Source organism: Peribacillus sp. NPDC055009 (genome assembly GCF_053608705.1).
Window position 1 is genome coordinate 171,027 of sequence record NZ_JBSGVZ010000001.1, and the last position, 12,276, is coordinate 183,302.

Sequence of the window (12,276 nt, forward strand, 5' to 3'; positions counted from 1 at the left end):
TTATTGGAGGTCGATCAGAGATGAATCTATTCAAACGAACGAAAAAGATCACGGATGAGCGGGTTGAGAATGTTAGAAATAAAATTTATAAAGAAATGTATTACGTCATTTTGGCCATTTGCCTGGTGAGTGGACTTTTCAAACTATATAAATATGGTGCAGGCAGCGGGGAGTTATATCTGGAGTTCGCGATCCTTGTTGCAGGAGGGCTGTATTACTTAGCTCGTTCCATTTTCTTAGGTGTATTCTGGGATGAGGTGGAGATGCATGACCGCACAAGCAAAACACCGATGAGCAGGAAGACGATTCTTGGGACGGTTGCTTTAGCACTCATCATCGCTATATTCATGGGGGTGAATAGTGCTGTATCCTATGCCGATAGCAGTTCCCAGGGCGTATGGTATTTTGTATTGGTATCGTTTGTATCCGTTATGATCTATTTGCCGATTTTACTTCTGTTTTTTGGTGGTATATACTTGCTGGCGAAGAAAATCGGAATGAAGAATAGCTAAGATAATAAGAAATAGTAGGTGCTTTCCCTTGAAAAATATAAAACTGAAGCTTGCGAGAGTAGAAAAGGACTTGTCACAAGAAGAACTGGCCAAGATTGTCGGCGTATCCAGGCAAACGATAGGATTGATTGAATCCGGAAAGTATAATCCCTCATTAAGTTTATGTGTCGGAATTTGTAAAGCATTATCCCGCACATTGGATGATTTATTTTGGGAGGAAGACTGATTAGGGTATCCATTGACTTGGATATCTTTTTTTTAGGAATTTATCATCAAAAAATGGGGGAAGGTATAGCATGTAAGCAAAAATCTAACATTCGAGAGGGATGGTTTGATGGATCGTACGATTGGCTACTTACGTGAGATATTGTCTAACTATACGGACCAATATCCTGAAGCCCAGGAAATTTATAATAAAATCAAAAGCGGACATTTTCATTCTGAAGAAGAACTCGTCAATAAACTATCCGGTAAAGAAGCCAGTCTCCTTAACCATATTCTTCCTCAGGAAATTAAACATGCGAAGGAAGCTAGTGATACGGAACGGGTCACGCAATTATCAGAGGTATATGAACTGATTATTATATGATAAAACCTTGTCCATGATGATCATGGACAAGGTTTTATTGGTTTTATTCCATTTCACTTAGTGAATCCATATGACTGGCTATCATGGCGATGATCGTACTTGCTTCTTCCTTGCTGAAAATGAAATTCGTTTCATCCTTTATCAGGTCATCATCAGCTGTCCGAATCCGATTGATCCGTTTCAGTACACCATCACCTGTTTCCTGGACGATACCGAATTGATAGGTGACCTCGACTTCATTATCCTGGATATAGGCAGTCACTTCAGGCGTTTCCCAATCTACATCGATTTCGTATATTTCGGAATCGTTGCCGTCTGGATCATACAAATCATCATTATCATCATCCATATCATATTCGTAATCATCATCTTCCTCTTCCAAATAGTTATGGAAGCTCTCATGGACAGCATCGACGATATCTTCAATGTCCGAAAGAATGACCTTGCTGATCTGTCCTAAATCAGGCTCGAACGATTCCATATAAAATTCTTCATTGTACGGATCAAAAAACAGCGTGGCAAAATAATCCCGCTCATTGTCATCCAGCTCTGTATAAAACTCGATGCGTGGATGCTTAGACCCGCGCTCCACGATCAAACTGCCATTGCGGTCGTATTTTTCACAAATTGATTTAAGATGATCCTGCAATTCCCCGCTTACTCTGTCAAACCATTCTAATGACATCAACATCCACTTCCTTTCGTGATTATTATTTCCCAGAAAAGGCGAATTTGACGTGCCATTTAAAGCCAACTGCTATTTATCTTCGCATCAAAAAGGTCAGTTATAAAAAAATAATTTCAAGGGAAAATAAAATGAAAAGCAAAAACGATAATAAAAATAGAGGTTAGATTTCCCTATACCTTTCAATAATAAAGTCAATAAAATATCTGCTTGCTATTGGCAATACCCTTTTATCTTTGTATGCCAATGTAATTGTTCGGATAATAGAAGGGGAGATGGCTTTCGTTACAATATTATAGGGACATTTATTTAAGAGCAGTTTCGGTAAAATCGAAATGCCAAGCTTTTGTTCAATCATGGACATAATCGCATAAGGATCATAGACCCGGTATTGTGTATCAGGTTCAAAATTGTACTGTTTAAAAATTATTAATGGTTCATGTATAACTCCCTCATCCAACAGGATATAAGGATCTTTTAGCAATTCCTCCAAGGAGACTTCTGTGGATGATGCTAAAGGGTGATCTACTGGCATTACAGCCACCATTTCATCTTCTTGCAAGGGAATCGTAGTTAAATCCGTAACATTTGAATTCACAAAGCCAAAGTCTACGCTGCCTTCTTTAATCCAGTTTGAGATTTCCGAATAATTTCCTTGATGTAATTCAAAATGAACAGTCGGGTAAAGTTCCTTGAAATCCTTGATCAATCCCGGTATCCAATGACATGTAACACTGGAAAAGGTGCCAATTCGAATAAGACCGCTTTGCAGTCCCTCCATCTCTTTATGCTTTTCAGTCAGTTCCCTATGTGAATTACAAATCTTCCGGATATATGGCAAAAATTCCTCGCCATCTGGTGTCAGGGTAATACCCTTTCGAGAACGTAAAATAAGAGTGGTGGAAAGCTCTTCCTCTAATGAATGCACCATTTGGCTAATGGCGGACTGCGTATAGCCAAGTTCTTCAGCAGCTTTTGTAAAACTGCCTGTTTCTATGGTTTTGATAAATGCATAATAAGAATTCAATCTGACTAACCCCTTTGCATTAGTAATTCTAATAGACCTATTATAAAAATTGGTTTTACTAATGTAAATGGAAGAAATAAAATATAGTTGGGAACAGAACAACAGAAAATAAAAAAATCAAGGAACCTAAAATAGATCAGGAGTTGAAGTAGAAAAATAATGAAAATTAACGTTAAATACAGAAATATTATTTATGCATTTTTAATGGCATTTAGTATGTCCTTTTTTATTTCATTTATATTAGTCTCAATAAATAGGGGTTATGATCATATATTCCTAGCTACTTGGTTAAAAACTTGGTCACAGGCTTTTATCTGTGCTTTCTTTGGAGCTTACTTTTTCCCGAGAGTAATACAACAAATAATGAGAAGAATTGATTTTGTAGAAAAACCGATAATAATTGAGAAAGATTTTTTAGTGAGAGAAGAAGACAAATGATAATTGCCAGTAGATAATCAAAGGATTTCCTTAAAAAAAGTAAAGAATATGGACTTTTAAAAAATACTGATATAGAGCTGCCCAAATGATGGGGAGCTTTTTATGCGTTTTCCGTAAAAGTTTCAAGACCATGCTACTTTCATCCTGTAAAAGTTTATATAGAGTGTGAAAGGGGGTGAGTGGTATGGCAAATCAAATTCCAGTATCAAGTACGTTGCGAATCGATTTTGAGACGGGGTTAAATGAAAAAGGCGCCCTCGTTTTCAAGCGGAGGACATTTTCAAACATCAAGGTTGAGGCGACGGCGGACCAGTTGTTTTCGACAGCAGTTGCAATCGCAAGTGTACAGAATTATCCAATGGGTGAAGTGACCCGAGTGGATACGTATTCTTTGATTGGCTAATCGGTTTTCGAAAGATGTCGGAAGAGGGGGAGGTGATTTGAAATGGCTAAAGTATTGGAATTGATTTTCGTTACAGCGGAAGGAAAGTCAGCGACGATTTCCGTTGATAATCCGAAGGATCCGGTCGGAGTAAACACGGTTAAACAGGCAATGGAAAAAATCATTGCGGGGAATGTGTTCGTTACATCCTCCGGGAATTTTGTCGATTTGAAGGCGGCGCGCCTTGTCGAGCGGAATGTGGAGGAAGTCGAACTTATTTAACGAACGGGAGGTTACACACTTGAAGTGAGGTGAATAAAAAGTGGATCAAATTCTGCCATTTGTCAGTGATATTGGGTTCCCGATCATTGTTACCCTCTATTTGCTTCATAGAATTGAAACGAAATTGGATACTTTGAATGAAACCCTTGTAGAGCTGCCAAATCGCTTGCGAGAAGGGATTCCCAAGTAGGTTAGGAAGCATCATGAGTGATATCATTCATGATGCTTTTCCTTTTGAAATTTTAATAGATTCTAGTTTTATATCAAATCTATCGGGTATACATAAAACTGTAGCTAGTTCATAAAAAATCCAAATAATAAGGAGGAGTTTTAATGACTAACAACAATGAAAAAATGAGCAGGGAAGAAGCAGGCCGCAAAGGCGGGGAAGCGACAGCAAAAAATCATGATAAGGAATTTTTCCAAGAGATTGGTCAAAAAGGCGGAGAGGCCACTTCCGAAAATCATGATAAGGACTTCTATCAGGAAATTGGCAAAAAAGGCGGAGAGGCTAGAGCCAATCAACGTGATGGATCCGATGATTGAAAAATGTGCAGGAAAAAGCAGGACTTAATAGCGAGGAAAAAAGTCACCGCTAAATAAAAGAAGCGACCTGAAGTATTTAGCTGATTCTAGTTTTATAGCTGTTCAAGCGGGTACATGTCATATGTAGCTAGTACATGAAAAATCCAAATAATAAGGAGGAATTTTTAATGGCTAACAACAATGAGAAAATGAGTCGTGAAGAAGCAGGACGTAAAGGTGGAGAAACAACAGCAAAAAATCATGATAAGGAATTCTATCAAGAGATTGGCCAAAAAGGCGGAGAAGCAACATCCGAAAATCATGATAAGGACTTCTATCAGGAGATTGGCCAAAAGGGCGGAGAAGCCACATCCAAAAATCATGATAAGGACTTCTATCAAGAGATTGGCCAAAAGGGCGGAGAAGCCACATCCGAAAATCATGATAAGGACTTCTATCAGGAGATTGGTAAAAAAGGCGGAGAAGCGACATCCGACAGTCATGGCAAGGAATTCTATCAGGAAATCGGCGAAAAAGGCGGAGAGGCACGGGCCAATCAACGTGATGATTCCGATGATGGAAAAATGAGCCGTGAAGAAGCAGGACGCAAAGGCGGGGAAAAAAGCCGCCGTTAAAATATAATCCAGTTAAACTTATAAATGACCGAGGGACTACCATTCCCTCGGTTTTTTTATGCCATCAGCAAGTCCCGAGGAAATAACCTCCACAGCACATTGCAAAGTGTGCTTGGAGATTAAAGTGGGTAAAGAAATAACACTAGAAAAGAAAGAGGTGATGAAGAAGTTGATTGCCCATTATCCATTTCCCCGTTTAAAAGTAGGCGGAGTTACATTCACTGCAAGGCATTCATTGCTTGCTCTTGGTCTTGCGGGAATCGCTTATATCATTTCCAATAAGAGGAAGCATCAAGCGGTATTCAAAACGGCTTCATTGATGTGTAAGATCGAACGGAAAGAAGATTCCATAAAGCTTATTTGGCCTGATGAAGGCGGTTACTATCGGGTATTCAGGGGGCGAGAGCTGATTTACAGCGGCTCGGAGCCGAAGATTGCAGATCGGGGTCTGACTCCAGGAACCATCTATACGTACACGATAGATAGCTGCAATGAAAAAGAACAGGCAGTAAACAGGATGAAAATACAGACATCAACGACCGCCGAGAATAAAAAAGAAGATAATATCCTTTTGGATTTGGTATTCACCACGATTGTCGCAAAAGGCCAAGCCAGCCTGGAATGGGAGCCCATCAAAGGAATAAAAGAGTATACGATTTATCGAAATGGCGTGGATATTGGGAAAGTGGGTGGATGTTCCTTCAGTGATCGAAGTATTAGTGAAGATCAGGAATACACATATACCATTAAAGCAAAGCGGCCCCTTCCGCGTTCGGAGCAGGAGTCCTTTGCCGTGAAATCCCTTCTAGCGAGTATTGTCGGAGCCGTAAAAAAAGGTTCATCCCAAGCAAAGGCAGCGATCGAGGAAATAACGAATACGAAAAAGATTGGGCCTGTAAAAAAGCTTTTACAGCCAGTTGAAAACGATGTGGACGGTAAAAAGAAAAGAAATTGGCAGCTGCGCTATACCACCTTTTTACCGGAAGAGTGGCTGAAAAACCCCAATCTTGCATCGAAGGTTCCCATTTTTAAAGGTGACAATCGCGGGTTTGATCCTGAATCATCCAGTTTCCGGACTAGAGTCGATGTGTATATTCACGAAAAGGAACGAAAGGCCGAGATTGAATTTTCCAAAGCGGTCGGGAAAAGTGAAGCCTACAATCATGATGGCGATTTCCTTGAGGAAGGAGTGGCCTCGGATGAAGACATTGTAGTGAAGCGCGTATTATCCAATCATGAGAAAACGACCATTCAGCTGACACACTCTGTAGGCAACCCAGTCATCATTTCTCCAGCCGTGGATTATAAAGTGATTGGGACCTTTTACCGAAATGGCGAAATCAATATAGCAGGCTATCATGATCAGGCACCGCATCACGAAGTCTACCTCAAGGAGGCAGATGACCCAGACTGGGCACCCCTGCACCTGGCGGAAAACAAAGGGCTCGAAATGATGGCGCATCCTACGGCCAATCATTTATGGAGATACTCCTCATTTACACAATGAAAAGGACGAAAAGCCGTGAGCGCTGATCGTCCTTTTTTTTGTTGATACTAGAAAGTTGACCATTTCCAATCCAACAAATACATTTTCTTTATAAAAATCGCTTTCGAACACTTGGCGACGGCAGCATACAGCTTTCTTCTTTCTTTCCGAACCATTTGTAACGGTTTCTGGCAATGAAATCATAAACGAAGTTCCGGATGAAGCTTGGAACGATGATGAAGCCGTAAAGCAGTTTCCATGCCCCTTGTAAGCGACGGCAAATCCTCAAGGCTGCAGACGATTTATAGTAGGCCTTATCCTTTTCAATCAGGACCATGCTATCTATATCTGCTGGAACATCATACTTCTTCAGCAACTCTTGCCCCGCCTCACTTTGAAGCGAAGCGTAATGAAAAAGCCCCTGCGGATCCCGCTTTATAATGAACTGGACACTCGAATCGCAAAAGTTGCATTCACCATCAAATAATATGATTGGATTCATGAACATTCCTCCTATAGAGAGACGTTATCATACTCATGCTTATATAATACACTACCCGTTCTGCTAAGGCGAAAACGTCTGGAACTGCTTGGGATTTGATTTTGAAAGTGATTGTCCGTTCCGGCAAGTCATTAACGGGTGCGTTAGCGCGTCTCGATTGGCGGGTGGAGTTTTTTGTTTAAGTCTCTGTTATCAAACTGTTATTTTCCATTAACTATACTGTAAACAAGCTATGATATGGTAGATACTCCAATGAAGTTCCGTAAATAAACAGCCGGCAATCCTATATTAGTGGAAAGCCGGCTTTTTCATTCAAACCATAATTGAGGATCAGAAGATATAACTAGCAGTTTCTTTATAGGGGGTAAGATTTCATGAAGCGTGATCCGTATTTTGATAATGCGAAAGCTGTTTTAATCGTACTAGTTGTTTTGGGACACACATTAGCTAGAATGGTGGAAGAAAATGAATGGATTTTAACAATTTATTTGTTTATTTTTTCATTCCATATGCCAGCTTTTATTTTAGTATCCGGCTATTTTTCAAGAAAGATAAAAAGTAAAAAGGACCTCTGGGGGCTAATTAAGAAAATATTAATTCCCTATGTAATATTCCAGGTGATTTATACCTTCTATTATCAGAAGTTATTTGATGAGCCAATTGAATTCACAATTTTGACTCCGAGATGGGCTTTATGGTTCTTAATAAGCTTATTCTGCTGGAATATATTATTGTTTATATTTTCCTCGAGGAAATATGGAATCGTTTTTTCAATAATTGTCTCTCTAATAATCGGTTACTTTGGTGAAGTGAATGAATGGTTAAGTTTGTCGAGAACGTTCTTTTTCTTTCCTTTCTTTTTAATTGGTCATTTTTTAGAAAAAAATCATTTTGAATGGGTTAAAAAGAAAAGTAATGCCCTAATAGGCTGGGCTGTACTAGGTTTAATCTTTATCGGTATTTATTTCTATGGGGAAATGACTTGGAGGGAATGGTTTTATGGCCGCTTAGGTTATAAGGAATTAATGGAAAGCTCCATTGCCCTCGGTTTTATATATAAGTTTCTCGTTTATTTAATTATGGGAGCAGCAACTTATTGTTTTTTATGTATTGTTCCTAAAAAACATACTTTTTTTACTGAAATAGGATCAATTACATTAGGTATTTATCTTTTTCATATGTTTTTTCTGGAATATGTTTATAACTCATTTATATATGATTGGATCAAAGAAAGTGGCCAGTACTATGTTTTATTAGTCATACCTGTAACCATTATATTTATATTATCAAGAAAACCGATAGTAAAAGTGGAATGTGTGTTAATAGGAATGAAAATGAAAACGAAAACATAACAGAATTTTAACTCATATAAAGTAACTAGCCCATTTGTTTGAAGGGCTCAGGCTGTAGACAAACTCGATGAAGAACAAGTTAGTCTCAATTTTCATTTAGGTTTATTAAACATGGAACGTCGATTTCCACTTCAGGCACTCGCTTTCCGCGGGCGGTCGGGGAGCCTCCTCGGTGCTTTTGCGCCTGTGGGGTCTCCCCTCGACCCGCTTTTCCCGCAGGAGTCTCGCACCTTTCGTTCCAATCAACTCTGTTTTGAAATTTAGATAAAGCCCCTTTTGTTTACAGTTTTTATGAGGGTTTATTAAACCTGGAACGTCGATTTCCACTCCAGGTACTCGCTTTCCGCGGGCGGTTGGGAACGGTCTCATCTCGAACTATGATTTTAATACAAGACTAGATTATCCTTCATGTTTTTTTACTGTAATCCTTATTGGATTGAAGAAATTTGCGACACTCCTGCCGAATTACTGGCTAGCCGAGGCACCGCAGCCGCTTGCTTTGATGCGGCTTGGCAGACAGTCGGCGGAAAGGGAGCGGATTTCTGAAATCATCTGGAACGTTTTTTAAATAAAAAAACTGCAGTCAAGCTGGCTTTTCTTAGATTTTATCTACAGACAGAATCCCTTCAGTTTGAAGGGTTTTTTTCATGAAAAGAAATTGCCAGATATTTAGTGATCTACAAAAAAATCTATTTAATGGAGATTAAATGGATGACCCACTAAAAGGGTTACAACCCTTATAAAGTTATTTCAGGAAAGAAAATGAAGTTCATTCCCCGAAATGTTTCCAAAATTATTAAGGGGTAATTACTTTTGTATTTCACTTTCAATAAATCAACTCTAAACATTCAGATTTATTTTATTATGACTATATAGGATTTTACTATCATCAAAGGAGCGGCATATGAAAAAGTTTTTCTTCATCTTCATTTTGGCTTTAATCCCCTTCGCCTCTACAACTGTAAGTGCAGAATCTGACTTACCCCTCAATAGTGAAGCCGGTATCATTATTGATGCGAAAAGTGGAAAAGTATTATACGAAAAAAACATGAATAAAAGTATGTATCCAGCCAGTCTAACGAAAGTTGCCACGGCTATATATGCTATAGAACACGGGGATATGAACGAACTAGTGACTGTAAGCAAGAAAGCAGCGAAGGCAGACGGGTCTTCGGTATTTATTGAACCTGGGGAGGAAATAGAGCTTTCCAAATTAATTGCAGGAATGCTAATCAACTCCGGAAATGATGCAGCCATCGCAATTGCCGAGCATATGTCTGGCAGTGAAAAACTGTTTATGGAAGATTTGAATGAGTTTTTAAGAAAAGAAGTAAACGTCACCGATACTCATTTTACGAATCCCCATGGATTGTTTGACAAAGACCATTTAACTACAGCCAGTGACCTTGCGAAAATTACCCAATATGCAATGAAAAATGAAACTTTCCGTGATTATTTTGGGAAGAAGGCTTTACCATGGGAAGTGGAAACATGGGACACGACTCTAATTACCCATCATAAAATGTTAAAAGGCGAACTTCCCTATAAGGGAATAACCGGCGGGAAAACCGGTTTCGTCAGTCAATCCGGCTACACCCTGATTTCCACTGCCACCAGAGGTGATCAGGAATTGATTGCTGTCACTCTAAAAGCTCCTTCAGACAAGGTTGCCTACGCTGATACCAAGCTTTTATTCAACTATGGCTTTGATAACTTTATATCAGGCAAAATTGATAAAAAAAGCAAACTTTATTCAGCGGACTACTCTCATTCCTACACGCTGAACGAAGACTTATACTATACTCATTCAAGCAGTGATCAACCTAGTCTAAAAACGGGTAATGATGGAATTCTCTCAATCATGAACCAAGAAGGGGAAGCAATAGAATCCTTTGACCTTAAAACGGTCGCTGATGTTAGGAACACAGTATTGCCTGCCCCGATTAAAAAAGAAACAACCAATGATAAGCTAATTAAATTATCTGTCCCATCCCTAGGATTGGGAGGGTTTTAGAACTCGTTACTATACATACCCCAGTTTATAAATAATAAAAACAATAAAAGAGTGCCCTTATCATGTATCACTGATAGGTGTACTCTTTTATTTTTATTGATGATTCGAACACAGGAATATTCTTATCTACTGCAAAACGATCTTGTTTTTAGATAGGACAACTTTATTATGTCAAATAAGATCATATTCCTGAATTCGGATATTTCCCTAAAATAATCAACCGAATTGGAAATGGAGTATATGACCATAATAGTATTAAAAAAACTATTAGGGATGATTTCATGATGTATATCTATAATGATTATGGGGGGACACATACCACGTCTATGGCTGCCGCATATCATTTAAAACAATTACCTCAATCGGAAAGAAAACTAACTAAGGAAGAAATATTAAATGTAAAATATTTCAATAAATTAACGAAAAAGGAATTTGGAAAGCTGATTTTTCGCGGGACCGATGAAGATGGCAACTCAGTTTATACAATTGGACATAAAAGAGAAAAGCTTGTGGTTCCAGCATTAAAAGAATTGACATTACTACTAGAAGAGAAATTTCATTTTAACGAAAAAATAGTATTCTCCAATACATCACCAACGGTACCTATTGCTATGTCTATAGGGGGTTACCTATCAAGAGCAATAAAAGTTGATTTTATAGGTGTACCATTATTAGTTATAGGTGCAAAACAATGCTGTGATAATATTTTTCGGTTGGTTGAAAATACGAAACAAATAGGAAAAGCAGCGAATGGGGAAAAGGTGATTATATTAGAGAATGAAATATATAAGTAATATTAATTATTGTAAAAGATTGCTTAGCCCATCGAAATTCGTTTTTGAAAGTGCAGTTTGTAACTTTATTAGGAATTAAAGTCAACGATTGATGTTGGCTTTTTTTTAGCTTCTGGGAGAATATACGCTATATAGACGTGGTGCTTGTTCAATGAACTTAATCGAACAATAAACCACCACCCGAAAGTGGAGGTCTATTATTGAATCGAGGAAATTACTGCTCCTTTAAGCTGGTTACAGAAACACTTTGTTTTTTATTTGGATCATCAAGGGGATGGATTGTAGCTGTTCCATTTTGTTCATCGACGTGCTCGATATAGATGCTTTCCTCATTATAGGTTACATTAACCATATTTGGTGAAGAAGCAATTTCTTCTGCTCGTTGTGCTTTCATTTTAGCCACCTCCTTTGATTTTGCAACATGTATAATATTTGTTTCGGGTTACTTAGTTATACTTGTTGTATTAAAATTCTTCCAAGAATTCCTTAAACCTTACTTAAGATCGAGTTATGTTTAAGGCAGCTTTTAACATTTCGGCAGGTTAGTTCAGAAGATTAAAATCAGTGATTTGGTATAATTACAGAAAATTAAAAAGGGTCAGGGGGATGTAAAATGAATATTAAGGGGTTTTCGATTTCCACTAATAAAAAGCATTTAGATTTGGATTTAATACATAATTTTTTGAATCAGGAAGCTTACTGGTCAAAGGGAATACCCAAGGAAACAGTAATAAAGTCAATCGAAAATACGACCTTATGTTTTGGGGTTTATAAAGGTGAAATAGGAAATGAAGATATTGAACAAGTTGGATTTGCAAGGGTAATAACCGATTTAGCAACCCATGCGTACCTTTGCGATGTGTTTATATTACCTGACTATCGTAAATTAGGATTATCAAAATGGTTAATGGAGGTTATCACCAATCATTCCGATCTAGAAGGGGTTCGCAGGTTTATGTTAGCTACCAATGATGCACATTCATTATATAAAAAATACGGTTTTAACTAGATTGATAATCCAGAGCTATTTATGCAAAAAGTCCGTAAATCCCC

18 protein-coding genes and 1 pseudogene are annotated in these 12,276 nt (G+C 38.2%); 15 read left to right on the top strand and 4 right to left on the bottom strand.

Annotated features, from left to right (window positions below; translation table 11 throughout):
* The first annotated feature begins 20 nt into the window (after nt 1–20).
* The 3 genes from ACWF5P_RS00865 to ACWF5P_RS00875 all read left to right on the top strand — a co-directional run bounded on the left by ACWF5P_RS00865 (nt 21) and on the right by ACWF5P_RS00875 (nt 1,101).
* Entirely contained in the window at nt 21–512 is a 492-nt protein-coding gene (locus ACWF5P_RS00865) for a DUF6773 family protein (protein WP_434167726.1), read from the top strand.
* Between the two features lie 28 nt (nt 513–540).
* Nucleotides 541–738 (top strand): helix-turn-helix transcriptional regulator, encoded by a 198-nt coding sequence (locus tag ACWF5P_RS00870; RefSeq protein ID WP_034309784.1) that lies wholly within the window; start codon nt 541–543, stop codon nt 736–738.
* Between the two features lie 108 nt (nt 739–846).
* A complete protein-coding gene (locus ACWF5P_RS00875) occupies nt 847–1,101 on the top strand; it encodes a sigma-G-dependent sporulation-specific acid-soluble spore protein CsgA (protein ID WP_101223217.1) in 255 nt (84 codons plus the stop codon).
* Nucleotides 1,102–1,144: 43 nt separating this feature from the next.
* On the opposite strand, the gene ACWF5P_RS00880 is transcribed toward ACWF5P_RS00875, so the two are convergent.
* Both ACWF5P_RS00880 and ACWF5P_RS00885 read right to left on the bottom strand, forming a co-directional pair.
* A complete protein-coding gene (locus tag ACWF5P_RS00880) occupies nt 1,145–1,786 on the bottom strand; it encodes a hypothetical protein (RefSeq protein ID WP_101223216.1) in 642 nt (213 codons plus the stop codon).
* A gap of 163 nt (nt 1,787–1,949) precedes the next feature.
* Nucleotides 1,950–2,813: a LysR family transcriptional regulator gene (locus tag ACWF5P_RS00885; RefSeq protein WP_230178190.1), complete on the bottom strand. Its 864-nt coding sequence runs from the start codon at nt 2,811–2,813 to the stop codon at nt 1,950–1,952.
* Nucleotides 2,814–2,972: 159 nt separating this feature from the next.
* On the opposite strand from ACWF5P_RS00885, the gene ACWF5P_RS00890 reads away from it, so the two are divergent.
* The 7 genes and pseudogenes from ACWF5P_RS00890 to ACWF5P_RS00920 all read left to right on the top strand — a co-directional run bounded on the left by ACWF5P_RS00890 (nt 2,973) and on the right by ACWF5P_RS00920 (nt 6,582).
* Complete coding sequence (locus ACWF5P_RS00890) at nt 2,973–3,251, top strand: DUF2798 domain-containing protein (protein ID WP_434167725.1); 279 nt, start codon at nt 2,973–2,975, stop codon at nt 3,249–3,251.
* Nucleotides 3,252–3,435: 184 nt separating this feature from the next.
* On the top strand, nt 3,436–3,654 hold the full coding sequence (locus tag ACWF5P_RS00895; RefSeq protein ID WP_402899170.1) for a DUF1659 domain-containing protein: 219 nt from the start codon (nt 3,436–3,438) through the stop codon (nt 3,652–3,654).
* A 42-nt stretch (nt 3,655–3,696) separates the two neighbouring features.
* Nucleotides 3,697–3,915: a DUF2922 domain-containing protein gene (locus ACWF5P_RS00900; RefSeq protein WP_230178192.1), complete on the top strand. Its 219-nt coding sequence runs from the start codon at nt 3,697–3,699 to the stop codon at nt 3,913–3,915.
* 40 nt (nt 3,916–3,955) lie between these two features.
* Entirely contained in the window at nt 3,956–4,105 is a 150-nt protein-coding gene (locus tag ACWF5P_RS00905) for a YvrJ family protein (protein ID WP_101223211.1), read from the top strand.
* Between the two features lie 143 nt (nt 4,106–4,248).
* Nucleotides 4,249–4,446 (top strand): annotated as a pseudogene (locus tag ACWF5P_RS00910) (KGG domain-containing protein); the annotation flags it as partial.
* Nucleotides 4,447–4,628: 182 nt separating this feature from the next.
* Complete coding sequence (gene gsiB / locus ACWF5P_RS00915; RefSeq protein ID WP_434167724.1) at nt 4,629–5,075, top strand: glucose starvation-inducible protein GsiB; 447 nt, start codon at nt 4,629–4,631, stop codon at nt 5,073–5,075.
* Between the two features lie 124 nt (nt 5,076–5,199).
* Nucleotides 5,200–6,582 carry a DUF3238 domain-containing protein gene (locus ACWF5P_RS00920; protein WP_452444481.1) on the top strand — a complete coding sequence of 461 codons (1,383 nt, stop codon included), beginning with the start codon at nt 5,200–5,202 and terminating at the stop codon, nt 6,580–6,582.
* A gap of 88 nt (nt 6,583–6,670) precedes the next feature.
* Here ACWF5P_RS00920 and ACWF5P_RS00925 read toward each other — a convergent pair whose 3' ends face one another.
* Nucleotides 6,671–7,063: a thiol-disulfide oxidoreductase DCC family protein gene (locus tag ACWF5P_RS00925; RefSeq protein ID WP_283866342.1), complete on the bottom strand. Its 393-nt coding sequence runs from the start codon at nt 7,061–7,063 to the stop codon at nt 6,671–6,673.
* 374 nt (nt 7,064–7,437) lie between these two features.
* Between ACWF5P_RS00925 and ACWF5P_RS00930 the strand changes: the two genes are divergently transcribed.
* The 4 genes from ACWF5P_RS00930 to ACWF5P_RS00945 all read left to right on the top strand — a co-directional run bounded on the left by ACWF5P_RS00930 (nt 7,438) and on the right by ACWF5P_RS00945 (nt 11,223).
* Nucleotides 7,438–8,415, top strand: a complete 978-nt coding sequence (locus ACWF5P_RS00930) for an acyltransferase family protein (protein WP_434167722.1) — start codon at nt 7,438–7,440, stop codon at nt 8,413–8,415.
* Nucleotides 8,416–8,823: 408 nt separating this feature from the next.
* Nucleotides 8,824–8,961 carry a hypothetical protein gene (locus ACWF5P_RS00935; RefSeq protein ID WP_452444483.1) on the top strand — a complete coding sequence of 46 codons (138 nt, stop codon included), beginning with the start codon at nt 8,824–8,826 and terminating at the stop codon, nt 8,959–8,961.
* Nucleotides 8,962–9,319: 358 nt separating this feature from the next.
* Complete coding sequence (locus ACWF5P_RS00940) at nt 9,320–10,429, top strand: D-alanyl-D-alanine carboxypeptidase (protein ID WP_434167721.1); 1,110 nt, start codon at nt 9,320–9,322, stop codon at nt 10,427–10,429.
* Nucleotides 10,430–10,710: 281 nt separating this feature from the next.
* Nucleotides 10,711–11,223, top strand: a complete 513-nt coding sequence (locus tag ACWF5P_RS00945; RefSeq protein WP_434167720.1) for a DUF3189 family protein — start codon at nt 10,711–10,713, stop codon at nt 11,221–11,223.
* Nucleotides 11,224–11,437: 214 nt separating this feature from the next.
* On the opposite strand, the gene ACWF5P_RS00950 is transcribed toward ACWF5P_RS00945, so the two are convergent.
* Nucleotides 11,438–11,617: a small acid-soluble spore protein H gene (locus ACWF5P_RS00950; RefSeq protein WP_101223203.1), complete on the bottom strand. Its 180-nt coding sequence runs from the start codon at nt 11,615–11,617 to the stop codon at nt 11,438–11,440.
* A gap of 219 nt (nt 11,618–11,836) precedes the next feature.
* Between ACWF5P_RS00950 and ACWF5P_RS00955 the strand changes: the two genes are divergently transcribed.
* Nucleotides 11,837–12,232, top strand: coding sequence for a GNAT family N-acetyltransferase (locus tag ACWF5P_RS00955; protein ID WP_434167719.1), 396 nt, complete (start codon nt 11,837–11,839; stop codon nt 12,230–12,232).
* Nucleotides 12,233–12,276: the final 44 nt, after the last annotated feature.